The 19,108-nt window shown below is 32.1% G+C and carries 12 protein-coding genes and 1 pseudogene; 9 read left to right on the forward strand and 4 right to left on the reverse strand.

Features of this window, described 5'->3' with window-relative positions; all coding sequences use genetic code 11:
* Positions 1 to 470 precede the first annotated feature (470 nt).
* From EHE19_RS06725 to EHE19_RS06735, 3 genes are all read left to right on the forward strand, one after another.
* Positions 471 to 2,885 (forward strand): vitamin B12-dependent ribonucleotide reductase, encoded by a 2,415-nt coding sequence (locus EHE19_RS06725; RefSeq protein WP_137698875.1) that lies wholly within the window; start codon positions 471 to 473, stop codon positions 2,883 to 2,885.
* 480 nt (positions 2,886 to 3,365) lie between these two features.
* Positions 3,366 to 3,656: a hypothetical protein gene (locus tag EHE19_RS06730; RefSeq protein WP_137698874.1), complete on the forward strand. Its 291-nt coding sequence runs from the start codon at positions 3,366 to 3,368 to the stop codon at positions 3,654 to 3,656.
* Positions 3,657 to 3,855: 199 nt separating this feature from the next.
* Positions 3,856 to 5,079: an arginine deiminase gene (locus tag EHE19_RS06735; RefSeq protein ID WP_137698873.1), complete on the forward strand. Its 1,224-nt coding sequence runs from the start codon at positions 3,856 to 3,858 to the stop codon at positions 5,077 to 5,079.
* Between the two features lie 52 nt (positions 5,080 to 5,131).
* Here EHE19_RS06735 and EHE19_RS06740 read toward each other — a convergent pair whose 3' ends face one another.
* Positions 5,132 to 5,320, reverse strand: a complete 189-nt coding sequence (locus EHE19_RS06740) for a hypothetical protein (protein ID WP_137698872.1) — start codon at positions 5,318 to 5,320, stop codon at positions 5,132 to 5,134.
* Between the two features lie 90 nt (positions 5,321 to 5,410).
* Here EHE19_RS06740 and EHE19_RS06750 point away from each other — a divergent pair.
* From EHE19_RS06750 to putP, 4 genes and pseudogenes are all read left to right on the forward strand, one after another.
* Positions 5,411 to 5,749, forward strand: a pseudogene (locus EHE19_RS06750) (calcium-binding protein); the annotation flags it as partial.
* 453 nt (positions 5,750 to 6,202) lie between these two features.
* Positions 6,203 to 7,105, forward strand: a complete 903-nt coding sequence (locus EHE19_RS06755) for a hypothetical protein (protein WP_244648351.1) — start codon at positions 6,203 to 6,205, stop codon at positions 7,103 to 7,105.
* Between the two features lie 20 nt (positions 7,106 to 7,125).
* Entirely contained in the window at positions 7,126 to 8,115 is a 990-nt protein-coding gene (locus EHE19_RS06760; RefSeq protein WP_137698870.1) for a DUF4885 family protein, read from the forward strand.
* A gap of 770 nt (positions 8,116 to 8,885) precedes the next feature.
* Positions 8,886 to 10,412: a sodium/proline symporter PutP gene (gene putP, locus EHE19_RS06765; RefSeq protein WP_280513967.1), complete on the forward strand. Its 1,527-nt coding sequence runs from the start codon at positions 8,886 to 8,888 to the stop codon at positions 10,410 to 10,412.
* Positions 10,413 to 10,501: 89 nt separating this feature from the next.
* Here the strand turns inward: putP and EHE19_RS06770 are convergent, their stop codons facing one another.
* The 3 genes from EHE19_RS06770 to EHE19_RS06780 form a co-directional block, all read right to left on the reverse strand.
* Positions 10,502 to 10,657 carry a hypothetical protein gene (locus EHE19_RS06770; protein ID WP_171003639.1) on the reverse strand — a complete coding sequence of 52 codons (156 nt, stop codon included), beginning with the start codon at positions 10,655 to 10,657 and terminating at the stop codon, positions 10,502 to 10,504.
* Positions 10,658 to 10,746: 89 nt separating this feature from the next.
* Positions 10,747 to 12,072, reverse strand: a complete 1,326-nt coding sequence (locus EHE19_RS06775) for a hypothetical protein (protein WP_137698869.1) — start codon at positions 12,070 to 12,072, stop codon at positions 10,747 to 10,749.
* A 5-nt stretch (positions 12,073 to 12,077) separates the two neighbouring features.
* Positions 12,078 to 14,150: an efflux RND transporter permease subunit gene (locus tag EHE19_RS06780; protein ID WP_137698868.1), complete on the reverse strand. Its 2,073-nt coding sequence runs from the start codon at positions 14,148 to 14,150 to the stop codon at positions 12,078 to 12,080.
* Between the two features lie 392 nt (positions 14,151 to 14,542).
* On the opposite strand from EHE19_RS06780, the gene EHE19_RS06785 reads away from it, so the two are divergent.
* Positions 14,543 to 15,142, forward strand: a complete 600-nt coding sequence (locus tag EHE19_RS06785) for a TetR/AcrR family transcriptional regulator (protein WP_137698867.1) — start codon at positions 14,543 to 14,545, stop codon at positions 15,140 to 15,142.
* A 579-nt stretch (positions 15,143 to 15,721) separates the two neighbouring features.
* Positions 15,722 to 18,910 (forward strand): EAL domain-containing protein, encoded by a 3,189-nt coding sequence (locus EHE19_RS06790; protein WP_171003638.1) that lies wholly within the window; start codon positions 15,722 to 15,724, stop codon positions 18,908 to 18,910.
* The last annotated feature ends 198 nt before the right edge of the window (positions 18,911 to 19,108 follow it).

Consider the following 19,108-nt stretch of genomic DNA (forward strand, 5'->3'; position numbering starts at 1 on the left):
GGGAAAGATTCTTATTGGAGAATGAGGCAATAATTCATATTAAATGGTTGATTTTTCACTTGTATATGTTAGATAGGTGGCTAAATATTTTATATATATTGATTGTAAATTGAATAAGTGATACAATATATTGTGCTGGAGTACAAAAACAATACTAAATATTGTAATTTTTTTGATTATAGAAACAAGGCAATTACTGTTTTATGATGTAAAAAACCATTGAAATTTGTAATTAAATAATTTATACGATGTTACATATAATAAGGCAATAGAATGTTGCCCGCTTCTATAAGTGAAAGGTAGTGCTTTGCTTTTTAGTGGTGAGAATATTTCCAGCCCCGTTTATATGCTTCTGATTGATGAAATTTTTCTGAAGCTAAGAGAATTTATTTTAAATCTAGGCGTTATAATAAATACACTATAGAAGAGAAAGAACTAAAAACAAAAGTTATGTGAGAGGAGATATGTAAATGAAGCTTTCTGAAAATGCCATTAAAGTGTTGGAAAAAAGATATTTATCTAAGGATGAGGATGGCAATTTACTTGAGGACTGTGAGGGTATGTTCAGACGAGTTGCTAAGGCTATTGCATTAGCTGATGCAAATTATACTGACGAAGATGGGCTGGCTCAAATTGAACAAGAATTTTTTGATATGATGTCAGATTTGGAGTTTCTACCTAATTCACCAACACTTATGAATGCCGGAAGGCCTTTAGGACAACTAAGTGCGTGTTTTGTATTACCTATAGAAGATACTATGGAGGGTATTTTTGAAACAATAAAAAATGCTGCACTAATACATAAAAGCGGAGGCGGTACAGGTTTTAGCTTTTCAAGGTTAAGACCAAAAGGTGCAACAGTAAATTCCACAGGTGGAGTTGCTAGTGGACCTATTAGCTTTATGAAGGTTTTTAATGCTGCTACTGAAGCAGTTAAGCAAGGCGGAACTCGTCGTGGTGCTAACATGGGCATTCTTAGAATTGACCACCCTGATATACTTGATTTTATTTCCTGTAAAAAAGATAATTCTGAGATTACTAATTTTAATATTAGTGTTGGAATTACTGAAGATTTCATGAAGGCAGTTGAATATAATTTGGATTATGAACTTGTGGATCCAAAGACTAAAGAGACTGCAGGCAAATTAAATGCTAAAAGCGTATTTAATACCATTGTTGAAATGGCATGGAAGAATGGTGAACCTGGTATTATTTTTCTAGATAGATTAAATATAGATAATGTTGTACCAAAACTGGGCGAAATAGAAAGTACTAATCCATGCGGTGAACAGCCGCTGCTGCCATATGAAGCATGTAATTTGGGTTCAATTAATTTATATAATATGCTGACTGAGGATGGAAAACAGTTGGATTATGATAAACTAGCAGCCACAGTGAAGAAAGCAGTGCATTTCCTTGACAATGTTATTGATGTTAACAAATATCCTTTACCAGAAATAGATAAAATGACAAGGGGTACAAGGAAAATTGGCTTGGGAGTAATGGGCTGGGCTGATATGCTCTGTTCATTAGGAATTCCATATAATTCACAAAAAGCAATTGACTTAGCAGATAAGGTTATGGGCTTTATTCAGGAGAACGCACAAAAGGCTTCTCAGGAATTAGCTGAACAAAAGGGTGTATTCCCATATTATGAGGATAGCATTTACGCAGAAAAGGGCATAAAGCTGAGAAATGCGACTGTTACAACTATTGCCCCTACAGGAACTCTGAGTTTGATTGCTGGAGTTTCAAGCGGAATTGAACCAAATTTTGCAATATCATATATCAGAAATGTTATGGACAATAACGAATTGATAGAGGTAAATAGAGTATTCAAGGATACTGCAATAAGAGAAAAATTCTACTCTGATGAATTGATGAAAAAAATAGCTAAAGCTGGTACTGTTAAGGGGTTGGCAGAGGTTCCGGAAAAGGTTCAGAATATATTTGTTACTGCTCATGATATTTTACCGGAATGGCATGTCAAAATGCAGGCAGCATTCCAAAGGCATACTGATAATGCTGTTTCAAAGACAGTAAATTTGGGACATGATGCTACAACTGATGATGTTAGAGAAGTATTTGTTCTTGCCTATAAAACCCATTGCAAGGGCGTAACTATTTATAGGGACGGCAGCCGTGATTTGCAGGTGCTGAATATCGGTAAGGTTAAGGGTAAAGAGAATGAAGCAAATAAGCCATTGCCAGCAGGTGAGAATGTTTATTGCGATTCATGTAAAGAAAACAATAAAGGAGCATTAATCGCAAATAGTTATGGAATTGAACCAAGACCAAGACCTGATATTACAACTGGCTTTACCGAAAAGGTTAAAATTGGCTGCGGAAATTTATATATTACTGTTAATTATGATGATAATGGTATTTGCGAGGTGTTTACTAACACTGGTCGTGCAGGAGGATGTCCTTCACAGTCAGAAGCAACAAGTAGATTAATTTCTGTTGCACTTCGTTCAGGAATGGATGTAATGTCTATAGTTGAACAGCTAAAGGGAATCAGATGTCCGTCTACAATTAGGCAAAAAGGTTTAAAAGTACTGTCTTGTCCTGATGCAATAGGCAGATTAATTGAGAAGGTTGCCAAAATTCAAAACGGAAAGGATGAAGAGGCAATTACAGAAGAGGTTTTAACAGAATACAGTCTTCTGCAAAGACCAACGGCAAGAACAGTATCAGATGAAGAGGAAGAGCTTGAATGCGGAGTTGAATGTTCTGTATGCACAATGCAGGCGGAATGTTCAAATCCAGACAAAAATATTGCCGCAATAGATTCTGTAGGAGCATGCCCTGAATGTGGCAAACCCGTTGAACATGAAGGTGGCTGTGTGATATGCAGATATTGTGGGTTTAGTAAGTGTGGGTAATTCTTTCTGATATTATAAACGTTGTAAGTGCTTATACAAGCGGAATTTAACAAGATTAACTGGGAAATAATTTTAATAGGCAAGAAATAAATCAAGTTAAATTTGATTTACTTAGATAGTGCAAAATAAATTATACAAAGCTTTAAAGACTTAATAATTAAAGACTTCCTTATAAAGGGAGTCTTTTTGCACATTGATTTATGTTGAATTGAACGTATTAATCTTACTGGTGCTCATAGGTGATATATTTACGTAGATTATTTAGGATTAGAAGTTGATTTCAAATTTAATAACATAACCAAAAGTATTAAGGTTATTATTTACATAAACGAATAGACAAATGGATGCATTATGGTAAAAGTGGAGATATAAATAAATTTTTTTAATTAGGTGGTATACGATGAGAATAACTTTTGAGAATGACAAGGAATTGCGAAAGCTGCAGAAATAGTAGGAAATGCGCCTATTATAGATATTTCTTTGACTATAAATGGAACACAAGCATCATGGAGTAATCCAAAGACACCTATAAAATTTTCAATTCCTTACACACTAAAAGATGGAGAAAACGGTAATAATATAACAGTTTACTTTATTGGAAATGATGGAACGCTTGAAAATATGCAGGGAGTTTATAATTCTGATACTAAAATGGTGACTTTTTACACTACTCATTTCAGCAAGTACTATGTTAAGGAAAACAAAGTATCTTTTGCTGATTTAAAAGGCTTTGAGGCTTATCAAAAATATATTGAAAATATGGCTTCATAAGGGATTATCGAAGGAGTAGGTGCAAACAAATATTCACTCTCTTACTTCTATCCTGTTTTTTCAATTTGGGGCTTTTCTTAATGAGTATCAAATTAGTAATAATCAAAAATAAAAAGGGAATTATAAATTAGAAATATCAATGAAAGTATTGTCATAGATTATATCTCATTTTAAAATATTCATTTTGGTGGAGGTATATATGCCTTTAGATGAAAGTATTTCGGTTTATAGTGAAATTGGTAAGTTAAAATCGGTTTTGCTTCATTGTCCTGGTGCTGAAGTAGAAAATATTGTCCCCAATCATGTAAGAAGGCCAACATTTGATGAAATTTTATTTTTGGATCAGGCTAGAAGAGAGCATAATCAGTTTGCTGACATTCTTCAAAGTGAAGGAGTAGAAGTATTATATCTTACTGGTTTAATGGCTGAAATTTTAAACGACCCAACAGTTAAAGAAGAATTTTTAAATGATTTTTTGATTGAGGGAAACATAGTTAGCCAAAGCCTTCAAGAAGCTATAAAGGAGATCTTTAGCACTTACTCTCCAGAAGAACTGGTATTAAAATGCATTGCAGGAATCAGGAAAGAAGATTTAAATCACATTATACCCAAATCTCTTGGAGAAATGGTAAAGAACCCATATCCCTTCTTTCTTGATCCTATACCAGATTTATATTTTCAAAGAGATCCCTTTGCATCAATAGGTAAGGGTATTTCAATAAATGTTATGTCAAATGAGACTAGGAACAGAGAAACAATTTTTGCAAAGTATATTTTTAACTATCATCCTAGGTTTAAAAATATAGCTAAATGGTATGACAGAGACAAAATACATCCCATAGAGGGAGGAGATATTTTAGTTCTATCAAATAAAGTTGTAGTTATTGGAATTAGTGAGAGGACAAGTCCAATGGCTGTGGAGATAGTTGCTCAAAATCTTTTAAATTCAGAAGCAGGTTTTGATTCTGTCCTTGTATTTGATATTCCAAAAACTAGGGCTTACATGCACTTAGACACTGTAGTTACAATGACTGATTATGACAAGTTTATCATATATCCAGGTATTGAGGAATCATTGAATGTTTATTGTATTACCAAGGGAAAAAATAATGAACTTAACATAAAATATGAGAATATGAATTTAACGAGTATATTGAAGAAATACCTTAATTTATATTCGGTAAATCTAATTAAATGTGGGGATGGTGATTCCGTCGCTGCTAGCAGAGAACAACGGAGTTGCGGCTGTAATGTTCTTGCAGTTTCACCTGGAAAGGTCATTTGCTACGATAGAAATAAAATAACAAATAATGCTTTACGCAAAAATAACATAGAGGTTATGGAAATTGAATCATATGAACTGTCTAGAGGACGTGGAGGTCCAAGATGTATGAGTATGCCGATTATTAGAGAAAAAATCTGAGAATTTTATATTTGATTTATACTTTATGAATAACCCCATGCAGGTCATGGGGTTAAAAATTTGCTATTAAAACATCACCATATATTTTGTCAGATTCTATGCTTCCTATAATAAAATCACCATTAGCTGTACCAACACTTAACGCTTTAGATTCTACTTCAAATAAATTCACACAGTTAGAATTTTGTATTAGATAGCTTGCAATACTCACAGCATCTCTATTGCTTCCATACTCTTTCAATATTGAATAAATCCATTTACATCAATCAATTTTTCATAACCTAATTCTTTGATTACCAATCCATAATCAAACAGTAATTCAAATGGAGATGACATTCTTCTAGGAGGAGAAGGAAACGACATCATATATGGAGAGAATGGAAATGATGTAATAGTTGGAGGAGCAGGAAATGACACATTGGAAGGAGGCTATGGAAACGACACATATATATTCAATCTAGGAGACGGTCAGGACAAAATATGTGAGTATGACACAGCTAGTGGCAATAAAGACACCAGTACATTGTCTAATACGCAGGTTGAACAGCTTATACAGGCGATGGCGGGCTTTACTCAAGATAATGGTATGTCATGGAGTCAAGCTATTCAAGACAAGCCACAGGATGTTCAGGATATTTTATCACAGTTTTGGGTGCGTCAATCAGAATAAAAGGAGTTCTAAAAGATAATATGCATTAGTCTGCTGATTTTGAATTATACTACTTCATTGATATATCAAGGTTTATCATGGATATACAGAACCTAAAATGAGTAATAGTTTTTTAAAGAAAGTTTGAACTTAATATTCATTGCGCAAAACTTTATTATACATATAATTATTAGATACTGAATCTAATATTAATTTTTACCAAAAACAATACATAGATTAATTTCTATGTATTGTTTTTTGTGTAACGAAAGGGGTTCACTCCATTCTACGTTTGGACATGATTATAAATTTTATTAATAATTATAAAAATAGTTAATATTATCCATAATGATGACGATATAATCATTAGCGTGTAATTATATGTTATTTATTTAAAATTAAAACACTAGTCTTAATTTTAGATTGAGATTTTTAAAGAAATAAAAAAATTTTTAAATGAAGGGTGGATGTTTTATGAAAACAGTAGTAAAGAAGATACGTGTATTAATGTTAGCTTTAGCATTTATATTAAGTTTAGTTCCTCAAACGCAGGTAACTGCAGCTACGAATATTACTGACAATTATACACAAGCTACAGCCTATAATTTTGGCTCTTGGAGTTACATTAATTCATCAGGAACAGCGATTATGGCAAATGATGCTGATGAATCTTGGTTTAAATTTACTGTTGGTGCAAAAGAGCACATTTACCTCAGAGTATCATCTGACAGAGCATATGTAGGCATGAGTGTTCAAATTAAAAATGGAATTGGTGTAAATGTAGGAAGCAGTAGAAGTAATCCTATTAATATAATAGATACAACTGGAGTAACTCCTGCTTTATATATAGACGTTGATAATGATTCATCATCAACACAAACATTCTATGTTGTAGTTAGTAGGGGAAATAGTTATCAATCGGCTATGTATTTTAGTATTTCAGCATATGACAGAATAAGAACAGGTTCTGGTACTTTTAGTTTTTCAGGTACAGCATCTAATAATGGTAATTCACCATATAATGCTAATGGTGTAGATTCTACCATACTTACTTTAGATTTATCCAATAGTTCCACAATTCCGAATAATGCAATTGTTACTAATGTAAGTACATCAGGAACACAGTCACCAAGCCAAGGAAATGTACATCATAAAATAAGACCTAATAGCACAACGACATGGTATACTTCAACCGTTTCGAGTGCAACAAGTGGATCTTATTCCATTTCAATAAATAATAATTTTGCAGCAAAGCAAATATGGTCTTTTAGATATAATGCATTGGCAAGTGCTAAGTCCACAATGAAAAATGTAAAAATAACATTAAAATGGCAATATGATTTGCATGATACAGGTTACCAGATATTCACAAATTAAGTAACTGAGGTGATTGATAGATGGGAATAAATACTACATACACTAATTATTATAATATAAAAGGCATATATACAACAGAAACACCACAAACTCCAGCATGGAAAAAGAAGTATGAAGTTACTACTGATGAAATTAAAAGTAAAAATTATAGTCAAAATAGTGATGTATATAAGGCTTATTGCAAACTGGAAGAGATTTATTATTCGGCTTCAGTGTCTAACCGTTCAAAATATAAGAGTGTTGATGAACTAAGCAATGCATTAGGTCAAAAATATCTTTTCAGTTCTACATACAAAGATTATTCTTATTCGCAAAGACGAGCTATGTATGAAAATGAATTGGAAATGACTTTGTATGGGTGTTTATCTGGAGGCGGAAATTTAAATGATCCGCATTTATCAGGTGCAGTTAGCGAACCCTCAGAATCAGATATGAAAAGCTATAACCGTCAGATGGTAAATTTACAGTTTCAAAACATTCTTTCTAAATTTGGCATAAGCCTTGCTCCATCTGACAATTTATATTTAACAATCGACCCATTTGAGTATCAGTTAAAGGTGTTAGGGATAGAAGACGAAGAACTTATACGACAGTTAGAAGAGGCTCTTAATAATGGTGATAATTCTAGACAGTTATTTTTTCATATTTTACATAATTGTTCAACCAATATATCTGATAATGTGAGAACAAAGTATCGTGCATTAAAAGATTTTCAGAATGTAACGGGATTAGATTTGAGGAATTTTATACAAGTTGACAATAAATTTATTAATAAGGAAGGTATTAATGCTTTAGACATATATAAGGAATCTCTTAAAACAACTAAAGCGGTACCAAACGAATTTAAAGGTAGTGCCTACTTATATTTTAATAGTTTGTTACAGAAGTTATCAAAGGTAAACTTTTCAGAAATTCCGGATTTAAATTTGAGCATTGGATATAAGAATGGTGTACTTTATGATATTTCTAATGAAAATGTACAAATAGAAACTTTTAATGTTTCGGTATAAGTTATTTTATTTAGTATAAGTATGGACAAAACATAAAAGATAAAATAAAAGATAAGATGCAAGCGTAGCAGCTATAAAAATGGTAATGTGATAGCAGCTGAAACTATAGTATAATGAGATATTAGTGAAAAGCAGGGTAAATTGATGTATCTGTACCCAACCAAAAAGTTAGACTATAATCTAACTTGGAGATTAGTACATTAATTTAGCCCTGCTTTTTTGGTTCATCTCTTTTGCAAAATTAATATCTTTTTTGTTAAAATATCTTCTTTGTTATAATATATACTTTGTTAAGAAATCTCCTGTGTTAATATATCTTCCTTAGATGAAATATTCTTTAAGTTGGTTAAAAATGCAGCTTTATTTCTAATTGCTATAAAAATAGACTTTAGCCTAAATTCTGAATTTTTATGATTGTATCGGTTTTTCAGTTGATTTGTAATTAATTAAATAAAATACATAGTAGTAAAATTATAGACATTCATGTATAATTATTCATATACAAAAAAGAGCAAAGCAGTGAAGTAATGGGGAACCGGCCTCATGCCGTTACTTAATTTGAGTTTTTGCCCTTATGAAAGGCATGGATATGATTATTGCAGAATGAATTTTACATAAATGTGGATAACTTTTATAGATACAAATTTTTGAATGACATTATTCGGGTTTGAGGACAAAATGTAAAGTTATATATCTTGAATGTAATATTATCAACGGTTACACCATTATTAATTAGCAAAAAATAATTAATGTAAAGGAGTGTAAAAATTTTGGAAGTAATAATTCATGCTGTAGTTCTATTTATTTACTTAATGTGTATGCTTGGAGTGGGTATTTATTTTTACAAAAAAAATAAGAGTCAAACTGATTATTTTTTGGGGGGAAGAAATTTAAATGTTTGGGTAACTTCTATGAGTGCCCAAGCTTCTGACATGAGTGGTTGGCTGCTTATGGGTTTGCCTGGAACAGCTTTTCTGCTTACAAAGAATTATGGAATGGCAGAGGCTTTTTGGACTGCTTTGGGGTTAGCTGTAGGAACGTATCTAAATTGGCTTATATTAGCTAAGAGATTGAGAAAATATTCTGAGTATAGTAATAATTCTATAACTATACCTACATATTTGGAAAATCGCTTTAAGGATAAAACACATATAATAAAAATGATTTCTGCAGTTTTTATAGTTGTATTCTTTTTAATATATACAGCAGCTCAATTTTCTGCAGGAGCTAAACTTTTTAATACTGTTTTTGGATTGGATTACATATGGGCGCTTCTGATAGGTGCGTTTGTAATAGTATCATATACATTCATGGGTGGATTTTTGGCAGTGTGCTGGACTGATTTAATTCAAGGTATACTGATGTTTTTTGCTATTATTGCATTACCAATTATTGCTGTTATTAAAATGGGTGGAAGTGATGCGACTTTTGAGTTGGCGGCTTCAATTGCTAAAGTTCCAGAAGGATTTGGATTGGCTGAATGGACAGGATTTGAAGGTTTTGGACTTTTAGGTATATTATCCATTGCTGCATGGGGACTAGGCTATTTTGGTCAGCCACACATTCTAACTAGATTTATGGGTATTAAACACTCAAAAGATATTAAACCTGCTAGAAGGATTGCCATTGTATGGGTAGTTTGTTCTCTTGGTGCAGCAGTATTATTGGGTGTAATTGGCAGAGCATATATTTCTACTGTTGTTTCACCTCAAGAAGCAGCTGGATTGGATGCTGAAAAAATATTTATATATATGGTTCAGCATTTATTAAAGGGTCCGGGGCTTGCTATTATTGCTGGATTACTCTTAACAGCAGTTTTAGCTGCAATAATGAGTACCGCAGATTCCCAGCTTCTAGTAACATCATCAGCTATATCTGAGGATATTTGCAAGAATATTTTTAAGAATATAAGTGAAAAACAAATGACTTGGATAAGCAGATTTAGTGTTTTAGTTGTTGCTATTATAGCATTTGTTATTGCCAGTGATCCTGACAGTTCAGTTTTTGACTTGGTTGCATATGCATGGGCTGGATTTGGAGCTGCTTTTGGACCAGCAATATTAATGTCACTGTATTGGAAGAGGATGAATTGGCAAGGAGCTATTGCCGGAATTTTATCTGGAGGAATAGCAGTAATAGTATGGAGAACATTTATTAAATCATACATTAATCTATATGAGTTATTACCTGCATTTATAATATCTGCGGTAGTGATTTTTGTAGTGAGTTTATTAACCAGAGAACCTTCAGCTGAAATTAAAAAGGAATTTGATGAATATATGAAAGTAGATATATAAATTTATAGCTAATCTAGTATAAAAATAAATCCAGAAATACCGTATTACAGGTGTTTCTGGATTTGTTTTACTTAGAAAAGACCTGAGAATTAGCTTTTATAAAGTCCAAACAGTGCTAATAGCTTTTGCCAAAAGTTCAACTTTACAGGTTTGACTTCTACTGACTTAGAAGGCTCTGTTATAGATATTGATTCTGTTTTCAGAACAAACTGTACTGCTGAAACATTGGTATTTTTATCTGACACAAAGGATACTACCTTATCGCCATTACCAGAAATACCGCTGATTAATTCGTCAACCCTTTTATCTATTTCTGAGCCTATGCCTGAAGTGCTTACTTTAAGCTTTTGTGTTCCAGCTTTATATGAAGTAAGACCATCTCGTATTTTTTAATGGCTTTATTTAGTTCTGCAACAGATGTATAAAGTTCATTTGCCGAGGTTGCTATTAGGGAAGCGGAACCTTTAAATTCAGAGGTACCCTTTGCTAAATCTGATGCACCAGCACTTAACTGTGCAACACCGTCTAAATAACCCTTTAAGCCCTGTGTAAACTGTACCGTGCCGTCAAGCTGCTTTTTAACAGCTTCAAGATTGGGAATGGAGGATAATACAGCGCTGTAATTTTCTGGTGTAAGTGTAGGAAGACCTAGCTTCATTCCGCTAAGCTGCTCATTTACTGAGTCAAAGGTTGCCTTTTGTATTACCAGAGCACCATTAAGTAATAAATCATTTTGTTTTGTTATTTCATTCAAACCATTTTTTAGTGCTGCTGTACCTGTATTCAGCTTATCTGCTCCGCTTGAAAGTTGCCCGAGTCCGCCTGTAAAGGCTTTCATTCCATCGGTGTATTTTTGCATTCCGCTAGATAATTGATTTAGCCCGTCCAGCAATTCGGCAGCACCGCTGTCAAGACCTTTAATTGCAGCAGTAAGTTCTGAAATCTGTCCAGTAAACTCTGAACTGTCAAATGTCATATCTAGATTCATTTTTATTCCGTTAATTGAAATAGCATCCATTTCAAAATCCTTAACATCTGCTGTTACTTTAATATCAATATCATTACCTGGTAAAACTGTATAAGTAAGCTGCTTTTTACCCGCTGCTTCAGCAAAGGTGGCATTATCTGCTTGAATATTGGAGCATAACTTGTTATCAAGCAAAAGGGCAATTTGAAGCGCATAGTTATTAAAGAAGGTACTATTTATTTTATTATTTGGTTTTACTGACATTGAAATTGTTAACTTACCGCTCTTTCCAGCAAGTGAAGCGCCGGAAATTTCATTCCCATCTAAAAAATATTTTAGTGCTATATTCCAAGGCAACTCTTTATTTTCTAGAGTTCCCTGATAGTAGAATTTTTTAGCTGTGGTATTTACAGTTATTTGACTTCCATTTTGATTTATTTTTTCAGAGGTAGTCAAATTGCGAATGTCAGAATAATTGCCATAATCAGTTATAGCGCCGCCATTAAATATATTAACAACATAGAGGTCTTTAATGTTTCCATCTAAGCCAAGGATACCATAGACTACTTCTTCTTTTAGTGATGGAGTATCTATTGCTGATGCTGGCATAACTGACATAAAGAGTAATGAAAATGCTAACATAAGGGATAATATTTTTTTAAATATTGTTTTTTCTACTAATTTATTTTTCAAGTTAATCACTCTCCTAGTAATTTTAATTCTTTATTGTATTGTGTTTGTTTTTTGCGGAAAAACTTATCTAATAAGATTAGTAGAGCAGGTAATACACATGCTACCATTGTTACTGAAAGCAGAGTACCTCTACCTAGAAGTGTTCCTAGTTCGGATATAATTGGATTGCTTGTAGTAAATGCTAATGTAAATCCTGCAGATGCAAGGATTACAGCAGATGTAAGTATGGCTGCCAAATTATTGGTTAATGTTGTTTGCATTGCATCCTTCTTAGAAAGGATTTTTCTATTATTCATATATGCGTTAGTGAGCAAAATGGCATAGTCCACCGTTGCTCCTAGCTGTACAGTACTTATTATTAAGTATCCAATAAAGCTTAGGGGTTTATCTGTGAAATAAGGAAAAGATAAATTTATCCAAATAGCTGTTTCGATTGTGAAAAGTAATAGCAAGGGTAAAATGGTCGAACGGAAGGTTACTAGTAATACCAGAACTATACCTAGTATTGCCACAAGGTTAGTTACCTTTGTATCTGTAGAAACAATACTCTTCATATCAAACAAGGTAGTACTCTGTCCTGCTAGGAAATAAGTATCATAATGCATTGCAGCCTTATCAAGAACAGTTTGAACCAAGTCAAAAGTAGTTTCTCCTTCCTCAGCTGTGTCTGTGTATAGAATAATTCTGGCGTAATTCTCTGAATAGAATTCTTTTACAACTTCCTTTGGGACAAATTCAGGTGGCACTTCTGAACCGACAGCTGTAACAAAGGAAACAACACTTGTTACATGAGGAATTTCTGAAAGTACATTGCAAAACTCGGATTGTTTACCTGCATTTTCTTTTGGAACAAGTATTACAAGTACATTTTCCTTTCCGAACTTTTCTTCTATAAAAGCGGTATCCTTTCCAACACGAGATGCACTAGTAATACTACTCATTCCATATATAAATTCAGTTTGAGATTGAGCTAGAAAACTAGGTATCACTACAAATAGTGCAAGTACTAAAAATGGTATTCTTACTTTTATTAACAAATTGCCTGGTTTCTTAAATTCTGGAATTAGTTTGCGGTGACTGGTTTTATCTATAGCTTTATAAGAAATCATAGTTAAAGCAGGCAGAAATACCATAACGGAAATAAAGCTTAAAATAATACCCTTTAGCAAGTTAATTCCTAAATCTGCACCTATACCAAAGCGCATAAAAATTAGTGCAGCAAAACCTACTACTGTTGTAGCTGCGCTTGCTGCAACAGTGGGTATAGACTCTTTTATGGCAAATAGCATGGCTTGTTGTGGTTCATGTGACATACGATGATGTCTAAAGCTGTGAAGCAGAAAAATTGCATAATCCAAGGAAACTGCCAGTTGCAGAATAGGACTCACAGTCTGTGTTATAAAGGATATTTCACCAAATATAATATTTGTTCCCATATTGATAACTATTGCTATACCTATAGTAAACAAAAACAGTAATGGCTCAATCCATGAGGTTGTTGAAATTATTAGAATAATTATAATTATCGGAAGTAATATAAACATCGCATTCATTACTTCAGACACTGACATAGCTTGGGTTTCAGCTGCATTTACGGCGTCTCCCGCAGCAGCATTATTTTCTCCTATTAGTTCATATATAGCATTTACTGCAACTGATTCCTTGCCGGATTCAATAGACAGAGTAAGCAAGGCATTTTTGTCCTTATAATAGTTTTTAACAATGGATGAGTCTAAAAATTCAAGTGGCGTAGTTTGCAGCGTATCTAAACCTACTATATTGTCAAGCCAGCTTACAGATGTAACTCCTTCAATTTCGGAAATTTTCTGCTTGTATTGAAGTGCTTCCTGTATTGACACATTTGTAAGCATAACTCTTGCATTTGCTGTTTCACCACCAAACTCTTCCTGCATTATTTTTATTGCGCTTGTAGACTGCGCATCTTTTGGTAGATAATCTACCATATCGTAGTTGACAGAAACATTGAGTGATATAAGTGCACTTAATAATGCGACGCACAAAAACACTAATAGAATGGTTTTCTTGTATCTGATAATTGCATGAGAAAAATTAACCACTACATATCCTCCTTGTTTTTGTTTATTATACACTGTGTTGACAAAATGTCATATGTATAGTTTAATAACGTTGTGATTGGAATTCAACATACAAATATTTTTAAAATGTTAGTTGTTAAACATTTTTTATAAAAGTGTTTAGTAATTAACTTATAAAATTAAATTTATTATCATTAAGTTTTGGTTTTTCTAAAAAAGCTTATATAATCTGATTTTAATAATATGTAATTCAATAAAAATAATGTATTGTTTTATACAGCTCATATCCTAAATAGTAAAAAATATACAATTTTTAAATTTTTTACACATAATAAGCTATGAGCAGATTTTTGTGAATTTATTAGACAAGTAACTATAGGTACAAACGAAGTATTTTTCAAGAGAGGAAGGGTATGAACAAAATGAATAACGGAAAAGTCGATAGAAGAGTAAAATACACAAAGATGGTATTAAAAGAAAGCTTGATAAACCTTCTTGAACAAAAAGACATATCACAAATATCTATCAAAGAAATTTGTGAGGTTGCGGATATAAATCGTGCCACATTTTATTCTCATTACAACGATCAATATGATTTACTTCGAAAAATAGAGGATGAGTTGCTAAATAATATAAACGAGCATATTATGGCATTTGGTCAAAAAAATAGTGAGATGAATGCTATTCTTTTGGCTGAAAAAACCTTTGAATACATAAAAGAAAATGCAAAACTGTGTAAATTGTTGCTGAGTGAACGTGGAGACTTTAGTTTTCAGAAAAAATTAATGATGCTTGTATATGATTTAATTATTTCCGAGTTAACTGATAACACTAAGATTTCTAAGGAAGATGCAGAATATATATATTCATTTACTATTACAGGCTGTGTTGGTATAGTACAGAAATGGCTTGATGATGATTTGAAAAAACCCCCTTATTTTATGGCAGAAATTATTATAAATCTTACAGTTGGAATGATGAGTTTGCTAAAAGAAGAAAATAAGCTGAATTGAAAGTTTAGAAAAGTAAAAAGTATTATTTAAAAAATATAGTGAAGAAAAGTAAGATGTTTTATGATAAAATTAAAATAAATACAACATAAAAGAAGAATAATAACTTAATTATATACAGTTTTTTATAATATATTGAATAATTATTGCACTACTTTAAAAAATTAAGTTAAGCTTTGTAAAAATAAAACGAAAGTTAAGTTAGTTCAATAAAAATGGTGGTATAAAATGTCTATATGATATTTTTACTATTTGTGATAAAATTTAAATATAAGTAAAATTTACAGTAATTTAGAGATATTTTACAATATTTTGAAATATGTGGTAATTTATTGCATAAGACTTATATAAGTCTCATTCGCAATGCTTTATTTAAAGGGTTGAATAAAGTAACCACATTTAATTAGTTTTGAATGTATTTTTAAATATATTCAATGCAAGCTGTTAGGACCAACTTTAATAGATGAAACAATGCAAATTGCTGTATAAAAGTGATTAAGAAGCTATATGTTGAATAAAAAGGGGGATTTGATTTCATACTAGTACTTTTTTAAACATTAAGTACTAGACATGGATAAACCTATGAGAAAACGAATTGGTGTATTAATTGGAGAGGCAGAAGCACCTCATTGTATGACTTTGTTAACTGGTATTGCGAATGAGGCTAAAAAATTAGATTTTGATTTGTTTGTGTTTACAAATTTTAACCAAACAATGGGTCAATTTAGGTATATTAAAGGTGAGGGCGCAATTTACGACCTAATCAATTTCAAGGAACTTGATGCAATATTAATGGTTCCTGAATCTTTGTGCATACCAGGAGTTGCTAGGCAAATTGAGGATAGAGTCCGCAATGAATTTAATGGACCAGTAATATGTCTTGATTATGATAGCGACTATTTTCCCACTCTCAAATTTGATGACAAAACTCTTATGAAACAAATGTTGTATCATTTGACAGATGTACATGGCTTAACTTCTATTGCATTTATATCAGGGCCTTTATATCACGAACATTCCATTAATAGGCTTAAAGCATACAAGGAAGTTTTAGAGGAGCGGCAAATTGAGATAGATGAGTCTCTTATTTTTGAAGGTACTTATTACTATAACTGTACAGGAGTTATGGTTGAAGAACTCCTAAAAAGAGAAAAGCTTCCACAGGCAATTGCTTGTGCAAACCAGTTAATGGCAGTTGATGTTTATGAGGAATTAACCAAAAGAGGAATCCGCATACCCCAAGATATTATAGTGACTGGATATGATGCAACCGACCGCAATGTAAAAGAAAATTTCTACATAACTTCCACCTTGCGTTCGGGAAGAGCCCTTGGAGAAACAGCAGTCCGTAAAATATACAATATATTATACAACGCTGCACTTCCTGAACAAAAGGATGAGTATTCAAAACTTGTTATATGGAATACATGTGGATGTGAAACTCCTCACCAGGAGATAAATATTCCTCTAACTTATGATGTTTGGAAAAATGCAGAAATCAACTCCTTTGAAAATCATTTTATAAAATATAATTTTATGATGGAAGACTTGCTCTCTTTAGATAATCCTGAGGATTGCTTTGAGAGATGTAAAGCTTATTTATGGAATTTAGGCAATTATAGTGACTTATATATTTGCCTTAATGAAAATTGGTTGGACAAACAGGATGAAGAAGATATATATTCGGACAATATTATATTAGTTGAGGAACGCAAAAACAAAGCTGATAATTATCCAACAGTAAAGAGTTTTTCCAAGTTGCAGATGCTTCCATATATAAACAGGCAAAGAGAAAAAACAATGATTTACTATTTTATGCCGCTGCATTTTTATGGAATAGTTTTTGGATATACTGTAATTTGCTTTGAGGGCCAGCCAGAGTTTTTAAATCGTAATTATCGCCATTGGGTTCATATTTTAGATAGTGCACTGCAGGCTCAAAGACAGGAACATGCTTTACACGAAATGTATGTAAAATTAGAGCGTTATGCTGTAAAGGATTTACTTACTGGTATTTATAGCAGAAATGGCTTCGAGTTGTATGCTCTGAGTGTTTATGAGAATGCTAAGAACTCAGGTCAAAATTTAATTTGTATAGTTGGTGATATTAACAATTTAAAAACAATTAATGACTGTTATGGACATGAATGGGGTGACAAGGCTCTTCGTATTCTAGCAGATGCTTTGGAAAATCAGATTAATATAAAAAAGCTTAAGGGAATGGCATTTCGTACTGGCGGAGATGAATTTACTCTTTTATTAGCAGGGGATTATGAGAATAACCATATAAATGATTTGATAAACGAGATTAATGACTATGTTGAAACGGCAAAGGATTTATATGATATGCCAATAAATATCTCTGTTAGTCTTGGAGGTACCTTGGCATTGCCTACTGAAAATAGAACCCTTAGCGAAATTATAGCAGATGCAGATAAGCAGATGTATAGTCAAAAGTTCTTGTTTAGAAGCTTAAACAAAAATAAAGTACTAACTAAAATATTGAACAAGACATATTTTGAAACAGAAGTTGATAAAAAATTTAAAAATAACGCATGTGATAAATATGCATTTATTAGTATTCAAATACAGAATTATGAATTGTATTTAAATATATATGGACGTCAAAAGGGAAATGATATTATTAAGCACTTGGGAGAACTTATTGATATTCATTTGCCTAAAGACAGTATAGTTACCAAATATTCTGACAGACAATATGTAGTATTTTTTACATATTCACAAATTAGCGATATTGAAAATTGGGTTTTAAAATTTAATATGGCTATTGATGAATATGAACTTAGGATAAAGTCAGATTATTCAATGAAAATTAGTTGTGGTATTTATTTATGTAAGGATCAAAATAAATATTCTGTTAAAGATATGATTGAAAGAGCAAATTTTGCACTTCAAACAGGTTTAGACGATGCAAAAAGGCTTGTTATCTATGATGAAAAAATGCGTGACAAATTCATTGAAGAAACAGAAATTATTCGATCCTTTGAGGAAGCAATTGAAAAAAATGAATTTCAGATATATTTGCAGCCACAGCACTATATACAGATGAAGGATAGAGTATTAAGTGCAGAAGCCCTTGTGAGATGGATAAAATCAGACGGAACAATTATTTACCCAGGAACATTTATTCCGGCTTTTGAGAAAAATGGATTTATTGCTAAATTGGATCGTCATATTATGGAACTTACTTGTAGATTTATAAGTAAGCATATAGAGGAAGATTGGTGCAAAAATATAAGAATTGCTGTTAATGTTTCGAAAATAGATTTAGAATATGAAGATTTTATTGAATATTATATATCTATTAAGAACAAATATAACATTCCTGATGGAGCAATTGAAATTGAATTTACCGAAAGTGCTGTCTTTGAAGATTATGACACCTTTAAAAATATTATGGAAAGACTCCAGAAAAGCGGTTTCTCATGTGCCTTAGACGATTTTGGTGCTGGGAGTTCATCACTTAACCTGCTTAAAGAATTACCTGTAGATGTAATTAAGATGGACAGACTGTTTTTTAAAGAATCAAATAACAAACAACGTGATAATTCTGTAATTAAAAGTGTGGTTACGATGGCTAAGGGCTTAGGAATGAAGATTGTTGCTGAAGGTATTGAAGACAGTGAAAAAGTAAACTTTTTAAGAGAGATAGGGTGTGATGTAGTACAGGGCTTTATATATTCTAAGCCTTTATCGGTTAATCAGTTTATTGAGTATGTTGAAGTTTATACCAATAATTCAGAGTCTTAAGATTGGGTTATATTTTAGGTTTATTATTAATAGTTTGGGTAGAACAGAATATTGAAAAATTTTATTATATGGCTAATTGTTTTTTACTAATATGTTCCCCTTGTAGTAGACAGTAGAAATGATAAAAGTTGTCACTATCAGGGGAGCATATTTTTTGTTTCAATATCAATAGTTGTGGCAGAACTGTAAACTGAAATT

Source organism: Ruminiclostridium herbifermentans, from assembly GCF_005473905.2.
Lineage (GTDB): Bacteria > Bacillota > Clostridia > Acetivibrionales > DSM-1351 > Ruminiclostridium > Ruminiclostridium herbifermentans.

What these genes read in the sequence shown, in the direction of transcription:
- EHE19_RS06785 (WP_137698867.1), top strand. Translation starts at nt 14,543, where the DNA reads ATGAACAAAATGAATAACGGAAAAGTCGATAGAAGAGTAAAATACACA.
- EHE19_RS06735 (WP_137698873.1), top strand. Translation starts at nt 3,856, where the DNA reads ATGCCTTTAGATGAAAGTATTTCGGTTTATAGTGAAATTGGTAAGTTA.
- EHE19_RS06755 (WP_244648351.1), top strand. Translation starts at nt 6,203, where the DNA reads ATGAAAACAGTAGTAAAGAAGATACGTGTATTAATGTTAGCTTTAGCA.
- EHE19_RS06725 (WP_137698875.1), top strand. Translation starts at nt 471, where the DNA reads ATGAAGCTTTCTGAAAATGCCATTAAAGTGTTGGAAAAAAGATATTTA.
- EHE19_RS06760 (WP_137698870.1), top strand. Translation starts at nt 7,126, where the DNA reads ATGGGAATAAATACTACATACACTAATTATTATAATATAAAAGGCATA.
- EHE19_RS06790 (WP_171003638.1), top strand. Translation starts at nt 15,722, where the DNA reads ATGAGAAAACGAATTGGTGTATTAATTGGAGAGGCAGAAGCACCTCAT.